This window comes from Roseovarius litoreus, assembly GCF_900142765.1.
In the GTDB taxonomy this organism is placed as follows: Bacteria; Pseudomonadota; Alphaproteobacteria; order Rhodobacterales; family Rhodobacteraceae; genus Roseovarius; species Roseovarius litoreus.
In genome coordinates, this window is record NZ_FRCB01000003.1 from 395,219 (window position 1) to 411,382 (window position 16,164).

Annotated in this window: 11 protein-coding genes, 1 tRNA gene and 1 pseudogene; 7 read left to right on the forward strand and 6 right to left on the reverse strand. The window is 63.0% G+C overall.

All coding sequences use genetic code 11. The annotated features are described in order from the left end of the window. Positions 1–586: 586 nt before the first annotated feature. Positions 587–2,002, reverse strand: a complete 1,416-nt coding sequence (locus F3H35_RS08280; RefSeq protein ID WP_188129921.1) for a TRIC cation channel family protein — start codon at positions 2,000–2,002, stop codon at positions 587–589. A 481-nt stretch (positions 2,003–2,483) separates the two neighbouring features. On the opposite strand from F3H35_RS08280, the pseudogene F3H35_RS08285 reads away from it, so the two are divergent. Continuing rightward, a pseudogene (locus F3H35_RS08285) lies at positions 2,484–3,631 on the forward strand (IS3 family transposase). Positions 3,632–4,087: 456 nt separating this feature from the next. Here F3H35_RS08285 and F3H35_RS08290 read toward each other — a convergent pair. After that, positions 4,088–4,162: transfer RNA gene (locus tag F3H35_RS08290), tRNA-Gln, on the reverse strand. 127 nt (positions 4,163–4,289) lie between these two features. Next, complete coding sequence (locus F3H35_RS08295; RefSeq protein WP_149779135.1) at positions 4,290–4,790, reverse strand: SH3 domain-containing protein; 501 nt, start codon at positions 4,788–4,790, stop codon at positions 4,290–4,292. Positions 4,791–4,901: 111 nt separating this feature from the next. Between F3H35_RS08295 and F3H35_RS08300 the strand changes: the two genes are divergently transcribed. The 3 genes from F3H35_RS08300 (at position 4,902) to F3H35_RS08310 (ending at position 10,447) form a co-directional block, all read left to right on the forward strand. Next, the gene (locus F3H35_RS08300) at positions 4,902–5,888 is read left to right on the forward strand and encodes a 2-hydroxyacid dehydrogenase (RefSeq protein ID WP_149779136.1); all 987 of its coding nucleotides are present in this window, start codon (positions 4,902–4,904) and stop codon (positions 5,886–5,888) included. Between the two features lie 61 nt (positions 5,889–5,949). Beyond that, positions 5,950–7,731 (forward strand): gamma-glutamyltransferase, encoded by a 1,782-nt coding sequence (gene ggt / locus F3H35_RS08305; protein ID WP_149779137.1) that lies wholly within the window; start codon positions 5,950–5,952, stop codon positions 7,729–7,731. A gap of 217 nt (positions 7,732–7,948) precedes the next feature. After that, the gene (locus F3H35_RS08310) at positions 7,949–10,447 is read left to right on the forward strand and encodes a GcvT family protein (RefSeq protein ID WP_149779138.1); all 2,499 of its coding nucleotides are present in this window, start codon (positions 7,949–7,951) and stop codon (positions 10,445–10,447) included. 30 nt (positions 10,448–10,477) lie between these two features. Here F3H35_RS08310 and F3H35_RS08315 read toward each other — a convergent pair whose 3' ends face one another. Further along, positions 10,478–11,362, reverse strand: coding sequence for a LysR family transcriptional regulator (locus F3H35_RS08315; protein WP_149779139.1), 885 nt, complete (start codon positions 11,360–11,362; stop codon positions 10,478–10,480). 126 nt (positions 11,363–11,488) lie between these two features. Between F3H35_RS08315 and F3H35_RS08320 the strand changes: the two genes are divergently transcribed. Continuing rightward, positions 11,489–12,511: a D-cysteate sulfo-lyase gene (locus F3H35_RS08320; RefSeq protein ID WP_149779140.1), complete on the forward strand. Its 1,023-nt coding sequence runs from the start codon at positions 11,489–11,491 to the stop codon at positions 12,509–12,511. 146 nt (positions 12,512–12,657) lie between these two features. Here F3H35_RS08320 and F3H35_RS08325 read toward each other — a convergent pair whose 3' ends face one another. Together F3H35_RS08325 and F3H35_RS08330 are read right to left on the reverse strand one after the other, a co-directional pair. Next, positions 12,658–13,317, reverse strand: a complete 660-nt coding sequence (locus F3H35_RS08325) for a DUF938 domain-containing protein (protein WP_149779141.1) — start codon at positions 13,315–13,317, stop codon at positions 12,658–12,660. A gap of 1 nt (position 13,318) precedes the next feature. Next, positions 13,319–14,251 carry an aldo/keto reductase gene (locus tag F3H35_RS08330; RefSeq protein WP_149779142.1) on the reverse strand — a complete coding sequence of 311 codons (933 nt, stop codon included), beginning with the start codon at positions 14,249–14,251 and terminating at the stop codon, positions 13,319–13,321. A 218-nt stretch (positions 14,252–14,469) separates the two neighbouring features. Between F3H35_RS08330 and F3H35_RS08335 the strand changes: the two genes are divergently transcribed. Next, entirely contained in the window at positions 14,470–15,009 is a 540-nt protein-coding gene (locus F3H35_RS08335) for a GNAT family N-acetyltransferase (RefSeq protein ID WP_149779143.1), read from the forward strand. A gap of 8 nt (positions 15,010–15,017) precedes the next feature. After that, positions 15,018–16,094, forward strand: coding sequence for a ribosome small subunit-dependent GTPase A (gene rsgA, locus F3H35_RS08340; RefSeq protein WP_223228357.1), 1,077 nt, complete (start codon positions 15,018–15,020; stop codon positions 16,092–16,094). Positions 16,095–16,164: the final 70 nt, after the last annotated feature.

A 16,164-nucleotide genomic window follows, 5' to 3' on the forward strand; every position in this document is an offset into this window, starting at 1 on the left:
GTGCGCGGATCGAATGCATATCGGCCTTTCCAGTGCCTAAACTGGGTAGACCAGCAAAAGGCTTGGACCTATCTATCTTTGGAGAGACGATCTCCGATGGATCGTTGGGCTTGCATTAGCTCGTCCAGCTTTGCCGCGAAATCAAAGATAGCCTTGCTTAAGAGCATGTCATTCGTGAACAGTTAGTCGCCGTCAAATCCGTGCCATTACCTTTCATCTGGCGTAGATGGCGGTCACCAGACTGATAATGCGCGTCATGCTCGCCTCGATGATCTGTATTTGAGTGCATCTGTCATGTGCGTTGCCGCACGCCAAAACCAAACGGAACGAAAGCGGCTTGACAGCTCTGGCTCGCGTGCAGAAGCACGCTGCTGTCGGCTATTCGACATGCGTCATCCTCGGTTGTGTGACGCTTGTGGATATGCGCCATACCCTGAGCTTACGTTTCAAGTGAACTAGGCTTATTCCGGGCACCTGAACAAAGGTTGGTATCAGCAACCAACCCTTCTCATCATAAGGCGATTCAGGCCAATAGCGACACTCATCAAGCGTGAGCGGGTTAGTTCAATTCCTCGCGTTCAGATTATCAGCCGGAAGCTTTAGGCGTCCAACTGAACGGAAACGGCCGCACCCCGAGGAGCACGACGGTCATACGCGTCAGGAAAGTGCCGAGGACGGTAATGATAATGGCCAGTTGGATTTCTTCCGGCGCCAGCACGTCGGGACGAGTCAACAAGAAGACCGAAAAGGCCAGCCCCCAGAAAAAGGGAACTTCGGCGTAAAGCTCGGTCTTGAGGGTTCCAACTTGACCGGATTGGCGCACGATGTCGCGCAGGATGCCGCCACCGGCGGCTGTCAGCATCGCGATAATGGGTCCCCATAGCCACAGCGGTTCGGCATCCATGGATATTGCGATGGCAAGGCCAGAAACCGTAAAAACAGCCATTCCCATTGAGTCCGCAAGTTCCTGAATATTTGCCATCGTGAGAAACCGCGGCGCTTTAGGCAGGCGCGACAAGGTCCAGCCCCGGCCTGCCAGTAGTCGCATCGCTAGAATGATGGAAAAGCCAACCAAAACGGTGACACCAACCAGGCACAGGTAGAGCGGCGATGACATCATGCCCATTGGGTGCCGATCCAACAGTATGTCCCGCAAGGCCCCCCCGCCCAAGGCGGGAAGGGCGGACAGCACCAGTGCGCCAAAGAAGCTGAAATTTTCGCGGTAGGCGATCAATACCCCTGAGACTGCAAAAGCCACTGTCCCGACAATTGTCAGAATGTAGAACAGCGTGGTATCGAGCACGTAGCTCATCAGGACAGAAGAAATGCCTGAATGCAGGCGTTTCTTCAACTGTCCGTTGTCTTCAAGTGTCTTAATCGCTTGATCGATGGCGGCCAGTGTTTTGGGTTGCATGGTAGTTTTACTGAAAATGAAGTGAACACTCGCGATACCCGGCATCACGATTTCGGCGGCCTGAAACTTAAGCCCAGCCTCGAGTGCCGACGTCGATACGCCAAGCCTGTCTCCAACAAACCCATCGATCCGTCCTGCCAATAGGTTACGCAGGTTTTCCTCGTCACTCGATGCGTTAACAATACGCCCGGCCCGTGTCGCGGTTTTTATGCTTCCATTCAGTGCGGAGTCTGCGAACAGGCGACCCGGAACTACTCCAAGCCGGAAGTCGGGCAGTTCGTTTATCAGCTTGGCGATATCGGTCGTGTCATACAGGTTGGTCTCGTCCTTTCTGACATAAAGCGAGATCCGCGCCCATCGATAAGGAAGAGAATAATGGAACCGGTCGTCGCCGTTGTCTGGCTTGAAAGCCCCAAGCGCAATATCGCCCCGACCTTCGGCAAGATATTGCAGCTGATCATGCCAAGACTGCCTGCGCAAATTAGCTTCGATGCCAGCTAGCTGCAAAACATCTGTCAGGATCGTGATATCCAGCCCTTCAACGCCCTGCAGCTGTCCGGCCACTGGAAATTGGTAAGGTTTGGACATGATCCATCCACCACGCAGGACAGCCGTGCCGTATTTCGGTAGCGCTGGCGGAGGAGCTGTTCCCGATGGACCTACTATGTCCTGCGCCATCGCCGCTGGAATGAGTGGGACGCAGAGGCTCAAAGCAGTAGCGAAGCTCAAGGTAGTGAAAAACAGGAATACCTGGGCCCAGGATCGCATTTCAATACTGCTCGTTCCGGTTACCAGTCACTGCGTCGCGGACACACGAACGTTCTCGTTACTGGAGCAGTGACCTTGTTGATCACCGCACAGGTTTCGTTAGATTCATGCAAGCGCTATTTCCTAAGCGAGGGACACTTGATGATTGGTTGGAGGATTACATCCCAGAATACAAGATAAAATTGCCGATCGGCTTGTGAGGCCCAGTGAGCGGTTTGGACTACTGCAGAAGCTGCCTGACAGGGACTGGACTTGCCCTGAAAAAGTGGAGAGCACCAACTGAGGAACCAGGAGGTGTTTTATGGGAAACGGAAACAGACCGACGCCGGAGTTTCGGCGCGAAGCGGTCAGGCTGGCACTGACCAGCGGACGCACACGACGTGAAATCGCAGATGATCTCGGCATGGGCCTCTCAACGCTGACGCGATGGGTGAGGCAGGATCGGGATGCCGAGGAGCCTGCGGAAGACCAGGCCGATCTCCGGGCCGAGCTGAAGCGGCTGCGCAAGGAGAACGCGGTGCTGAAGCAGAAGCGCGACATCCTAAAAAAAGCCGCAGCCTTCTTCGCGAAAGACGCAAGTCGATGAGCTTTGCCTTCATCGAAGCGGAAAAGGCCAGCTTGCCCATCAGTCGCATGTGCCAGACTCTGGGTGTCAGCCAGAGCGGCTTCTTTGCGTGGCGGGAACGCCCGGCCTGCCAGCGCCAGCGGCAGGACATGGTCTACCTCGCGCATATCCGCACGGCCTTCGCCTTGTCGAACGGCACCTATGGCAGCCCGCGGATGCACCGGGATCTGATCGACGACGGGCACCGGATCGGGCGTCACCGAACGGTCCGACTGATGCGCGAGAACGGCCTCGTGGCAAGGCAGAAACGGCGGTTCAAGCGGACGACGGACAGCCAGCATGTTTGGCCGGTCGCCCCCAACCTGATCGCCTAGGACTTCCGGGCCGAGAAGCCGGACCGGAAATGGGGCGCTGACATTTCCTACATCTGGACGGCGCAGGGTTGGCTCTATCTCGCGGTGGTCATTGACCTCTACTCGAGGCGGGTCGTCGGCTGGGCGACGAGTGACCGGCTGAAGCGCGGCCTCGCAGTCGAGGCTCTGCGGCGCGCCATCGTGAACCGCGAACCTGCGCCGGGGCTGGTCCATCATTCCGATCGTGGATCGCAATACTGCTCTGTCGATTATCAGGCCGCGCTCCGAAAACGCGGCATCCTGATCTCGATGAGCGGCAAGGGGAACTGCTACGACAACTCGATGGTCGAGACCTTCTTCAAGTCCATCAAGTCGGAACTGATCTGGCCGGTCGCCTGGCAAACCCGGAAACAGGCTGAAAACGCCATCGTCAGATACATCGACGGGTTCTATAATCCCGTCAGGCGACATTCATCGCTCGGCTTTCTCAGCCCCATCGCATTCGAGCGAAAAGCCCGGAAAGTGAGCTAAACGCTCTCCACTAAATCCGGGAAAGTCCACACACTAGACAAAGTGCATGGGATCCGACGAAGTCCTAGACTTTTCGTCAAGCACGACGGGGATGCAGTCTGGCGTCGGCACGGTCCGACGACCTATCCTCCCATAGCCGCAGACTTCGAGGTCGATCTCAAACGGCCCGCGATACGCTCGCTCCCAATGAACACGACCGCGGTGGCGATTTCAAAACGGGTCATTTTGAACGCTTATTGGCAGTCATGGACCCGCGTGACTGTAGCATCCGCGGGTTCAGGTTGCGCCGTTTCAGTTGAAGTGTCCGAACGGTCAGCCGCGGTCTGTTATCTGTCTTGACCGACTCGTCGGCTCAACGGCAGATCAAAATGGGACGGAAGCATGGTCCCCAAAAGTGTTCCGGAGGCGCGAAGTAGCGCCAAGTTAAGTTATTGAAAAATAATGATTTAAGGGTAGTGGCTGGGGTGGTAGGATTCGAACCTACGGTACACGGTACCAAAAACCGCTGCCTTACCGCTTGGCTACACCCCAACGTGCCGCGCTAATTACTCTGGACCTCTGGGCTGTTCAAGGCCGGAAATGAAAAAAATGCGCCTAAAGAGGACGAGCCGGGCAACATTGCGAAGAAGCGGCGCGGCTGGGGCGGGTTCGTGCCGCGTCACTCGAGGATTTCATCCGCGCCGACGCCCCAGATCGCCGATTTCGGCGCCCAGCCGTCATAGCCGCCTGCCGATATCTCGCACCAGTCGGGCGCACAGGACTTTATCCGGGCGATCACGCCCAACTCGAGCCGGGCCGTCACCCGGGTCGAGGGATCGGGGCGGACATGCAGGTCGAGCATGTCCTTTTCGACGATCGCGGTGCGGCTGCCCGACAGGAGCGAATAATGCACCCAGCCTCCCGCGCCGTCACGGTCGCGCACGCGGCGCCAGTGGCCATGTTCGGCGGTGATCTCGAGCGGCACGTCGCGGCGCTTGAAGACCCAGTCGATCCGGTGGGTCAGGCTGGGACCACGGCGCACATTGCCTTCGCTCGCCTTCATCGACACGAAGCGCGGCAGGGGAAGATTCGTCACCGGGCCACGCTCTTGTTGCTGTGCCTGGCCAACAGATCCGACCGACACCAACAGCGCGCACAGCAACACAAGCAGTGTTTTCATTTCACGTGATCCGATTTCTGCCCGACGATTTGCATGGGGTTCTTGTGCCCCGTCCGTTCCTGCGCCAGTCTGGCAGTATTGCGCAGGCAAGAAAAGAAAAAGGAGGGGGACATGTCATCTGGACGCTTGAGTGTTGTCGTTACGCGACGCTTGCCCGAGCCGGTCGAGAAACGGTTGAGCGAGCTTTTCGACGTGTCCCTGCGGGAGGATGACACCCCGATGAGCCGCGCGGACCTGGTCGAGGCCGTGCGGACGGCGGATGTGATCGTGCCTACGCTGACCGACCGGATCGATGCCGCGTTGATCGCACAGGCCGGCGACCAGCTTCGGTTGATCGCGAATTACGGCGCGGGGGTGGACCATATCGACGTGCACACGGCGCGTCAGCACGGCATCCTCGTGTCCAATACGCCGGGCGTTTCGGCCGATGATACGGCGGATATGGCGATGGCGCTGATCCTGGGGGTCACGCGGCGGATTCCCGAAGGGCTGGCGGTGATGCAGGCAGGCGGCTGGGACGGCTGGTCGCCGACGGCGCTTCTGGGCGGGCGTCTGGCGGGGCGGCGCCTTGGAATCCTGGGGCTTGGCCGGATCGGGCAGGCGGTGGCGCGGCGCGCGGCGGCGTTCGGCATGCAGATCCATTACCACAACCGGCGCCGGCTGCGCGAAGAGACTGAACAGGACCTGGGCGCGACCTTTTGGGAAAGTCTGGATCAGATGGTGGCGCGGATGGATGTTCTGAGCATCAACTGTCCGCATACGCCCTCGACCTTTCATCTGATGAACGCGCGGCGGCTGAAGCTGATGAAGCCGGATGCGGTGATCGTCAACACCAGCCGCGGCGAGGTGATCGACGAGAACGCGCTGACGCGGATGCTGCGGGCGGGCGAGATCGCGGGGGCGGGCCTCGATGTCTATGAGAACGGTCCCGAGGTGAACCCGCGGCTGCGCGCGTTGCCGAATGTGGTTTTGCTGCCGCATATGGGATCGGCGACGCTGGAGGGGCGGATCGAGATGGGCGAAAAGGTGATCTTGAACATCAAGACGTTTCACGACGGCCATCGCCCGCCCGATCAGGTGGTTCCGGCGATGCTTTGACGGCTGAGCGCCCCCGCCGCATGCCGGGTGATGCCGCGCCAGAGACGGCAAGGAGACAGCCATGAGACTGCCGGCCATAGGATTGATCCTGTTCGTTTTTTCCGGAGCGGCGCTGGCGCAGCAGGCCGCGGATGCCGTGGCGCCCGAAGGGGAAGGTACAGGGCGCGTCGCGGCCACGCCCGAGCTTGAGGCGGCGCAGGCGGCACGGGATGCCGGGCGCCCTGCTGAGGCGCGAGAATGGATGATCGCGGCGGCCAATCCGGTGGCGGTCGGTGCCGGGGCAAGGGTGTTGCGCGCGGGCGGCACGGCGGCGGATGCGATGGTGGCTGTGCAGGCGGTGCTTGGGCTGGTGGAGCCGCAAAGCTCGGGGTTGGGGGGCGGTGCCTTTCTGGTCTGGCAGGACGGCGCGACCGGCGAGATCACAACGCTGGACGGGCGAGAGACCGCGCCTTTGGCGGCGAACCCACGGTTATTTCAGGATAAAAACGGAGAGCCGCTGGACTTCTACGATGCGGTTGTGGGTGGGCTTTCGGTGGGGGTGCCGGGGACGCCGGCGCTGATGCAGGAGGCGCATGAGCGGTGGGGACGGTCGGACTGGGCGGGCCTTTTCGACGAGGCGATCCGGCTGGCCGAAGAGGGGTTCGAGGTCAGTCCGAGGCTCGCGGGGATGGTGGCGCTGGATGCGCTGAGGCTGTCGCGCTTCAAGGCGACGCGGGAGTATTTCCTGAGCGATAACAGTCTATTGGAAGTGGGCGAGGTGCTGCGCAACCCGGCCTATGCCGACACGCTGCGGACCCTTGCCAGCCAAGGGGTCGGGGCCTTTTACGCAGGTGATATCGCGCGCGATATCGTGGCGGCGGTGCAGGGTGCGGCGGGCAATCCGGGGCGGCTGTCCGAGGTCGATCTGGCGATCTACCAGGTCAGGGAGCGCGCGGCGGTCTGCGTGCCTTACCGGGTCTGGGAGGTGTGCGGGATGGGGCCGCCCTCGTCGGGGGGGCTGACGGTGGGGCAGATTCTTGGACTGCTGGAGCCCTTCGATCTGGCGGCGATGGGACCAAAAAGCGCGCAGGCCTGGCGGCTGATCGGGGATGCGAGCCGTCTGGCCTTTGCCGACAGGGGCCGCTACATGGCCGATGAGGATTTCGTCCCCGTTCCGGTCAAGGGATTGATTGCAAAGGAATATATTGAGGAGCGCAGCCAGCTATTGCAGGGCGATGACGCGCTGCCCGAGGTCGCGCCGGGACGGCCCGAGTTCGATCACAGTCTGAACCTGGCCGATGATATCTCGTTTGAGTTTCCGTCGACCACGCATATTTCGATAACGGATCGTTACGGCAACGCACTGTCCATGACCTCGACCATCGAGAATGCGTTCGGGTCGCGGGTGATGGTGCGGGGGTTTTTGCTGAACAACGAGTTGACCGATTTTTCCTTTCGATCTCATGAAGAGGGCGTCCCGATCGCCAATCGGGTCGAGCCGGGAAAGCGCCCCAGATCGTCCATGGCGCCGACCATCGTGCTGAAAGACGGCGTGCCGGTGATGATCGTCGGCAGTCCCGGAGGCAGCCGGATCATCGGCTATGTGGTCAAGGCGATCATCGCGCATCTGGACTGGAAAATGGATGTGCAACAAGCGGTTAGCATGCCCAACATGGTCAACAGGTTCGGCGTTTTCGATCTGGAGGCCGGCACATGGGCGGCGGATCTTGCGCCGGATCTCGAGGCGTTGGGCTATGAGGTCAGGATTGCGCCGATGGTGTCGGGGCTGCATGCGATATCGCTTGGCGAAGGGTTGCGCGGCGGGGCCGATCCGCGCCGCGAAGGCATCGCCCTGGGCGATTGAGACCGGCCCAAAAGCGCCAAAACCGGGCATCGGTATCACGTCGGTATTACGTCGGTGCGATATCGGTGTGATTCCGGGGCCGCGCGCGCGGCGCCCCGGATCGTCGTCCGTGAAATGCGAAGGCGTCGGTTTTGCGCGTTCTTGTGTCGGCTGGACCCACCTTGGCGCAACAGGACTGCTAAACAGGGCGCAATCGCTAGCCAAGGAGTCGCTGCTCATGAAGACCCACGTCAAAGCCCTTATCGTCGGTGGCGGCGCCATCGGCACGTCGATCGCCTATCATCTGGCCCGGTTCGGTTGGGACGATGTGGTGCTGCTGGAGCGCGACGAGCTGACCAGCGGATCGACCTGGCACGCGGCGGGGCTTTTGCCGCTGTTCAACATGTCCTACGCGGTCACGCATATCCACGACTATTCGGTGAAGTTCTACAAGACTCTGGAAGAAGAGACCGGGCTGAATGCAGGCTTCTCGGTGGTGGGCAACCTGCGCATGGCGCAGACCGATGCGCGGATGGATGAATACCGGGTCTATGCCTCGACCGCCGAGACGGTGGGTGTGCCCTTCGAGTGGATGACGCCTGCACAGATCAAGGAGCGCTGGCCGCTGGTCAAATGCGACGACCTGAAGGGCGCGATCTATCATCCGACCGACGGCTATATCAACCCGGCGGACGTCACGATGGCGATGGCCAAGGGCGCGCGTCAGCGCGGCGTCACGATCGAGCGCAAGTGGCAGGCGGATGCCTATCACTGGAACGGCGAGGCCTGGGAGGTGACCTGCACCAAGATGGTGGAGAAGGGCGGCAATCTTGTGCCCTCCGAAGAGCAGGTCGTGGTCACCGCCGAGCATGTGGTCACCGCCACCGGCAACCACGCGCAACGCACCGCGAAACTTCTGGGCATCAAGACGCCCGCGATCCCGGTGGAGCATCAGTTCATCGTCACCGAGCCGGATCCCGCGCTGGTGGAATATCGCAAGACCAACCCCGAGCATCCCGTGCTGCGCGATGCCGATGCCAAATGGTATGTGCGCGAAGAGCGCGGTGGCTGGATCCTTGGCCCCTATGAGCATGGCGCGCCGGCACGGTTCGAATATGGCGTGCCCGACAGTTTCCGCGCCGATCTGTTCCCGCTCGATCTTGACCGGATCGAGGAAGAATACATGTCGATGATCCACCGGATCCCCAGCTCGGAGACGGTGGGTCTCAAGGACGATTTCAACGGTCCGATCTGCTACACGCCGGATGGCAACCCGCTGGTCGGTCCGGCGCCGGGGCTACGCAACATGTGGCTGGCCGAGGGCTTCAGCTTTGGCATCACCGCCGCGGGCGGCACAGGGCATTACATGGCGCAGATGATGGTCGAGGGCGAGGCCGAGATCGACATGGCGTCGCTCGATCCCAAGCGGTTCGGGTCGTGGATGACCACCGAATATGCCGCGCGCAAGGACGAGGAAGCCTATAGCCACGTCTATATCCTGCATCACCCCGACGAAGAGCGCGAGGCCTGCCGCCCGCTGCGCACCGCGCCGAGCTATGACCGGCTCAAGGCGCGCGGCGCGCAGTTCGGCTGCGTCAACGGGTTCGAGCGGCCCAATTACTATGGTCCGCTGGATGCGCCCGAAAGCTTCGATCACGACGCGCGCAGCTTCCGCCGTGGGGGCTGGTGGTCCTATGCGGTGGAAGAGGCGAAGGCGGTGCGCGAGGGTGTGGGCCTGATCGATGCGTCGGCCTTTACCAAGCACACGGTGAAGGGACCGGGCGCCACGGCGTTCCTGGATTGGTTCACCTGCAACAAGCTGCCCAAGATCGGGCGGATCAACCTGACCTATGCACTGACGCCGGCTGGCACGACGCGCACCGAATACACCATCGTGCGGCTTGCCGAGGACAGCTATTACCTTGTCTCGGCGGGCGCGCTGACCGACTACGACGGCGATTACCTGCGCAAATGCGCCGAGGACAAGGCGGCTGAGTTCGGTTACATCGCGATCGAGGATGTGACCACGCAATGGGGTGTCTTCGCCATCGCCGGGCCGAAATCGCGCGATGTGCTGAAAGAGGTGGTCAAGGATGCCGAGCCGGACACGGTTCTGTCCAACAAACGGTTCCCGTGGCTGAGCCAGCGCGACATCGAACTGGGCATGTGCCCGGTGCGCGCGATCCGCGTGGCCTATACCGGGGAGTTGGGCTGGGAGCTGCATCATCCGATCGAGATGCAGAACTACCTGTTCGACCTGCTGGAAAAGGCCGGAGAAAAGCATGGGCTGAAGCTGGTGGGCGCACGGGCGCAAAACTGGCTGCGGCAGGAGAAATCCTATCGCGCCTTCGGCAATGAGCTGGGCCGGGATGCCACCCCGCTCGAGGCCGACTTGCCGCGCTTCGTGGATCAGTCCAAGGCGTTTCAGGGCAAGGACGCGATGAACGCGATCGGCGTGCGGTTCAAATGCGTGACCGTGTTGATCGACGGGCCGCAGGATGCCGACCCTTGGGGTGCCGAGGCGCTCTATGATGGCGATGAGCGCGTCGGGCGCCTGACTTCGGGGGGATATTCGGTGGCGTTCGGCAAGTCGATCGGCATGGGCTATGTGAGCCCCGACAAGGCCGAGGTTGGCCAGAAACTGCAGGTGCGTATCCTGGGCGAGCTGTGGCCAGCCGAGGTGGTGCAGGACAGCCCTTATGATCCGGAAAACAAGACCATCCGCGTGGATGGCTGAGGGACTGGCCGGGCCTGAAGCCCGGCCTTTTCATTGCCGGGGCAAGGCGGCGCGAAGGGCGTCCCAGCATTCGAGTGCGGCGTGGCGGATCGGTTCGGCGAGCCGGATCATGCGCAGATCGAGCATGTGATCCGGGCCGTCCTGTGGCAGGCGCACAAGTCGGCCCTGGGACAGCGGGTCGTGGACCACCGAGAGGGGCAGCCAGGCGATGCCGATGCCGTCGAGCGCATATTGGCAGGCGGCCAGGGTCAGGGCGGTTTCTGCCTTGCGGTCAAGCTCGGTGCCCGGGGGCAGGCGCGAGAACACCGCCCGTTCCACCACCCGGCCAAGAAACACGTCGCCGGGATAGGTGATCACCGGCAGGGGCGATGTGCCGGACAGTGGCGCAAGGGCGGGGGCGCAGACCGCGACCAGCGGCTCGGTCCCGATCGAGACCTCTTCGAAGGCGCGGCTGTCGGGGCGGGGCGGGCCATGGGTGGAATCGTAGATCACCGCGATATCCACCTCGCCGGTGATGAGCTGACCGAGGCAGTCATCGCGATTGCCCGAGCGGACGCGCACGGCGCGGTCACGGGCAAGGATCTGCACGAGGCGCGGCGACACGGTGGTGGTGATCGCATGTTGGCAGGCCAAGGCCACCGTGCGACCGGCTCCGGCCGCGGAGCGGCGCAACCCGTCGCGCAGGGCGCGCAGATCGGCGGCCATGCGGCGCATCTCGTCTTCATGGGCGCGGACGGCCGCCAGAAGTTGCACCGGCTTGCGCGAGCGGTCGAAAAGCGGCGTTCCGATCCCGTCCTCTATGCTGCGGATGCGGCGGGTGAAGGCCGATTGCGTCAGGTTGCGCGCTTCGGCGGCGCGGGCGAAAGAGCCTGTGTCGAGCACGGCGAGGATATCTTCGAGCCAATCCAGTCGCATGGCTCATGGGATAGGGCAGGGCGCAATAACTTGCAAGATATGCAAGATGGCTTGCGCGTTTCGCATTTGCAGAGGGGGCGCAACCCGCGTTATCTGCTCGGTATCGCATCATAAGGAGGTATCCGCATGCATCTCGCCCGATTCCCACGTCATTTCCTGGCCCATCTGCCCACCCCGCTGGAACGCATGGACCGTCTGAGCGCCGAGTTGGGCGGTCCGGAAATCTGGATCAAGCGCGACGATTGCACCGGCCTGTCCACGGGGGGCAACAAGACCCGCAAGCTGGAATTCCTGATGGCCGAGGCCGAGGCGCAGGGCGCCGAGATGGTGATGACGCAAGGCGCCACCCAGTCGAACCATGCTCGCCAGACCGCCGCCTTTGCCGCCAAGCTGGGCATGAAGTGTCATATCCTGCTGGAAGACCGCACCGGCTCGAACGATCCGAACTACAATTACAACGGCAACGTGCTGCTGGATCACCTGCATGGCGCGACCACCGAAAAACGCCCCGGCGGCGGTGACATGAATGCCGAGATGGAAGCCGTGGCGGACAAGCTGCGCGCAGATGGCAAGAAGGTCTATACCATCCCCGGCGGCGGATCGAACCCGACAGGGGCGCTTGGCTATGTCAACTGTGCCTTCGAGCTGCTGAGCCAGGTCAATGGCACGGGTCTCAAGATCGACCATATCGTGCACGCCACCGGCAGCGCGGGCACGCAGGCAGGTCTGATCACAGGCCTCAAGGCGATGAATGCGCAGATCCCGCTTCTGGGGATCGGGGTGCGCGCGCCCAAGCCCAAGCAGGAAGAGAATGTCTATAACCTGGCCTGCGCCACTGCCGAAAAGCTGGGCTGCGCGGGTGTGGTTCAGCGCGAGGATGTGGTCGCCAATACCGACTATGTCGGTGAAGGCTATGGCATTCCGACGGAAAGCGGGCTGGAAGCGATCCGCATGTTCGCCGAGCTGGAAGCGATCCTGCTTGATCCGGTCTATTCGGCCAAGGGGGCCGCGGGCCTGATCGATCTGATCCGCAAGGGTCATTTCAAGAAGGGCGAGCGGGTTGTCTTCCTGCATACCGGGGGTGCCGCGGCGCTGTTCGGCTATGATCACGCGTTCGATTTCGCTGACCGCTGGAGCAACGCGGGCTGAGGCTCTCGGTCAGGCCAATCTGGTAAGAATAAAAAGGGCAGGCGGAAGCGTCTGCCCTTTTTTCGGTTCATGATCGATATGGGTCCGGTCCTTGCTGCGAGGATCAGACCGTCACCAAGATCGTATCGCTGCAAGGGGCTGAGCGATCAGGCTGGCCGCCGCGCCACGATGCCGAGATTGTTGGCGGGCATCTCGACCACGTCGACAAGGATCAGACCGGCCTCGTGCATCCAGTCGATCACGTCGAAATCGTCCTTGTAGCCGATCTCGGGGTCCTGGGCGCGCAGGCTGGCATCGAAGCTGGCATCGCCTTCGGATGTCGTCTCGCCCGCGCGCAGGAAGGGGCCGTAGACGATCAGGCGGCCATCCGGGGCCAGGGCTTGTGCTGCCTCGGCGATCAGGATGCGGGCCTCGGGCGTGCTGATGAGGTGCAGGAGATTGACCGTCAGGATCATGTCCTGTCCGGGATGCGCCGCGCCCCAGCCGGGAGCGGTGGCGTCAAGGGCGATGGCGGGCCGCAGCTTGGGCGCCTGTGCGTTGGCGGCCCATGCGTCGATGCTGGCGCGGCGGGTGGGGTCGATCTCGGTCGGTTGCCAGTCAAGCCCGGGCAGGGCGGCGGCAAAGGCCGCGGCATGCTGGCCTGTACCCGAGGCGAGTTCCAGCACATTGCCCGCAGCGGGGCCGTGATGGCGGATCAGCGACAGGATCGGGCCGGTGTTGCGTTCGGCGGAGGGGGCATGCAGGCGGCCGTCCTCGCCCGGGGAGGCGACCGAGGCTGTGTCGGGCAGTCTTTCGCGGCGGGGCATGTCAGGCCTCTTCCAGCCGGTCCGTTGCGGGGGGTGGCGTGGGGCTGAGGGCGCAAAGCCGGGCATAAAGCGCGTCATCCATGTGGAAGGAGACCGCGTCCAGCGAGGGCTTCAGCTGCTCGGCGGAGCGGCCCGACAGGATTGGTGTGGGGCCAGCCGGATGGCGCGCGGCCCATGCGGCGGCGAGCGTGGCGGGGTGGATGCCAAGCTCGTCGGCGGTGAGTGTGAGGTCACGGGCGGTCTGGTGCATCCAGTCCTGACCGTAGCGCGCGGCGTAGCGGTCGTTATCGGTCAGGCGGCCTGTGCCGCCTTGCGCGTATTTGCCGGTCAGAAGCCCGCCCGCCAGCGGCGAATAGGGGGCGATGGCGATGCCTTCGGAGCGGCACATGGGCAGGATCTCGACCTCGGCCTGCCGTTTCACGAGGTTGTACATCGGTTGCAGGATCGACACGCAAAGCTCGAACTCCTGCGCGATGCAGGCGGCCTTCATCACCTGCCATGCGGCGAAGTTCGACAGGCCCACATGGCCGATTTTTCCCGCGTCACGCAGGCTGGCGAAGGTCTCAAGCGTTTCGCGCAGGTCGGTGTCGGGATCGAAGCGGTGCAGATAGAGGATCTCGACATGGTCCATGCCGAGCCTGCGGCGCGATATGTCGAACTGTGCCAGGATGTTATCGCGCCCGGCACCCCCCGCATAGCCCGCCTTGGTGGCGATCACCAGCCGGTCGCGGAGGGGGGCTGCGAAGCGGCCGAGCACCTCTTCGGAGGCGCCGTCGGTGTAAAGATGGGCGGTGTCGAAATGGGTGATGCCGGCCTCGATGCAGGCGTCGAACATGGCGCGGCTGGCGGCCTCATCGGCGGCGCCGCCGAATTGCATGGTGCCAAAGGCGAAACGGCTGGCCGGGATACCGGCGGGGGATGCGATCTGTGTCATGGCGCGAAGATGGCACGTGTTCGCGCCGGGGGGAAGGGGGGTACGGCGCGGGAGCGCGATGTGCCGCTTGCCCGGAGACGTTTGCGCGCATGTCGGTTCTGCGCATCGCCGCAAGGCCTGTCCAAGATCATGAGGCGTATTTTCCCGCTCTCCCCCTTGGCTTTGCCTGCGGCGTGCAGTCTTATATGGTTTTGACGCAGCGCGGACAGGAGCGGATTTTGATAGTCACATCGGATATTGACGGACGGCAGGCCCAGATTGCCGAGCTATTCGTGCAGGCCTTCACGGCCTCCGATGGAGCAGAGGAGGGCGCGATGGTCGGCGGGTTGGTGCGCGCGCTTCTGGACGAGATGGCGCAGGGCGATGTCATGGTCTTTGTCGCCGAGGATGAGGGTCGGATCGTTGGGGCCGCGATCTTTTCGCGGCTGCGCTATGGCACGGACCCACGCCATGTGATGATCCTGTCGCCGATGGCGGTGGCCAGCGACCGGCAGGGGCAGGGGATCGGCCAGCGCCTTTTGACCGAGGCGCTCGCGACGCTGCGCGCGGCGGGTGTCGACGTGGCGATGACCTATGGCGACCCGGCATTCTATGGCAAGGTCGGTTTTGAGCCCATGGCGCAGGATGTGGTGCCCGCGCCGCTGCCTCTCAGCCAGCCCGAAGGCTGGATCGGGCAATCCCTGACCGGGGACGAGATCATGCCGCTGCATGGGCCATGCACCTGCGTCAGCGCCCTCTCCGATCCGTCGATCTGGTAGGCGGGGTGATGGGGCGCGATCCTGAAGGTGGGCCAGGGGGCCATGACGACGATGCCAAGGCCATTCCCGTGACGCTGCAGCAATTGGGCTGGGGTCCGTTCTTTGCCGCGCAGGTCGATGTCGATGAGATGGTCGCGACGCCCCCTGTGCGGGTGGTGACCGTGCATCGCAGCGGCTTTCAGGTGTTGGGCGAGGGGATCGAGGCCAAGGTGCCGCCGCGCGCCGATGTGACCGTGGGCGACTGGCTGCTTTTGGACCGCGACACTCCTGCGGCCAGCCGCACCTTGGAGCGCAGCAGTCTGCTCAAACGCAGGGCGCCGGGCCATGACCGGCAGGTGCAGCTGATCGCGGCCAATATCGACACGGTGTTCATCGTCACCTCGTGCAACGAGGATTTCAACATTGCCCGGCTGGAGCGCTACGTGGCGCTGACCTTCGAGTCCGGGGCCGAGCCGGTGATCGTGTTGACCAAGACCGATCTTGCCACGGATGCGGCGGGTTTTGTGGAGGCCGCGCGCGGTGTCTCGGACCGGGTGGCGGTGGTTGCGCTCGATGCCCGCGCCGAAGAGCCCGGAAAGGCTTTGGCCGAATGGTGCAGGCCGGGGCGGACGGTGGCGTTTCTCGGCTCGTCCGGGGTGGGGAAATCCACCCTGACAAATGCGCTTGCCGGCACCGAGGATATCGCCACGCAAGCGGTGCGCGAGGCCGATGCACGAGGCCGGCATACCACGACGCGCCGCCAGCTTTACATGGTGCCCGGTGGCAGCATCGTGCTGGACACGCCGGGGATGCGCGAGTTGCAATTGGCGGATGCGGCGTCGGGGATCGCGGATGTGTTTGAGGATATCGAGGCGCTGACCACGGGCTGCCGGTTCCGCGATTGCGCGCATGACACCGAGCCGGGCTGTGCTGTGCAACAGGCGGTTGCCGAGGGCAGGCTTGACGCTGCGCGGCTGGCGCGCTGGCGCAAGCTGCAGGAGGAGGACGCGCATAATTCCCTCAGCCTGAACCAGCGGCGCTCAAAAGATCGCGCCTTTGGCAAGGTGGTGCGTCAGGCGACAAAGGAGAAACCGCGCAACCGGTAGGGCGCGAGAGGGGCGGCGCGCCGATCCTGCGACCGGCGCGCGCCTTGGCTTTGTGTGACCGGATCGGTCG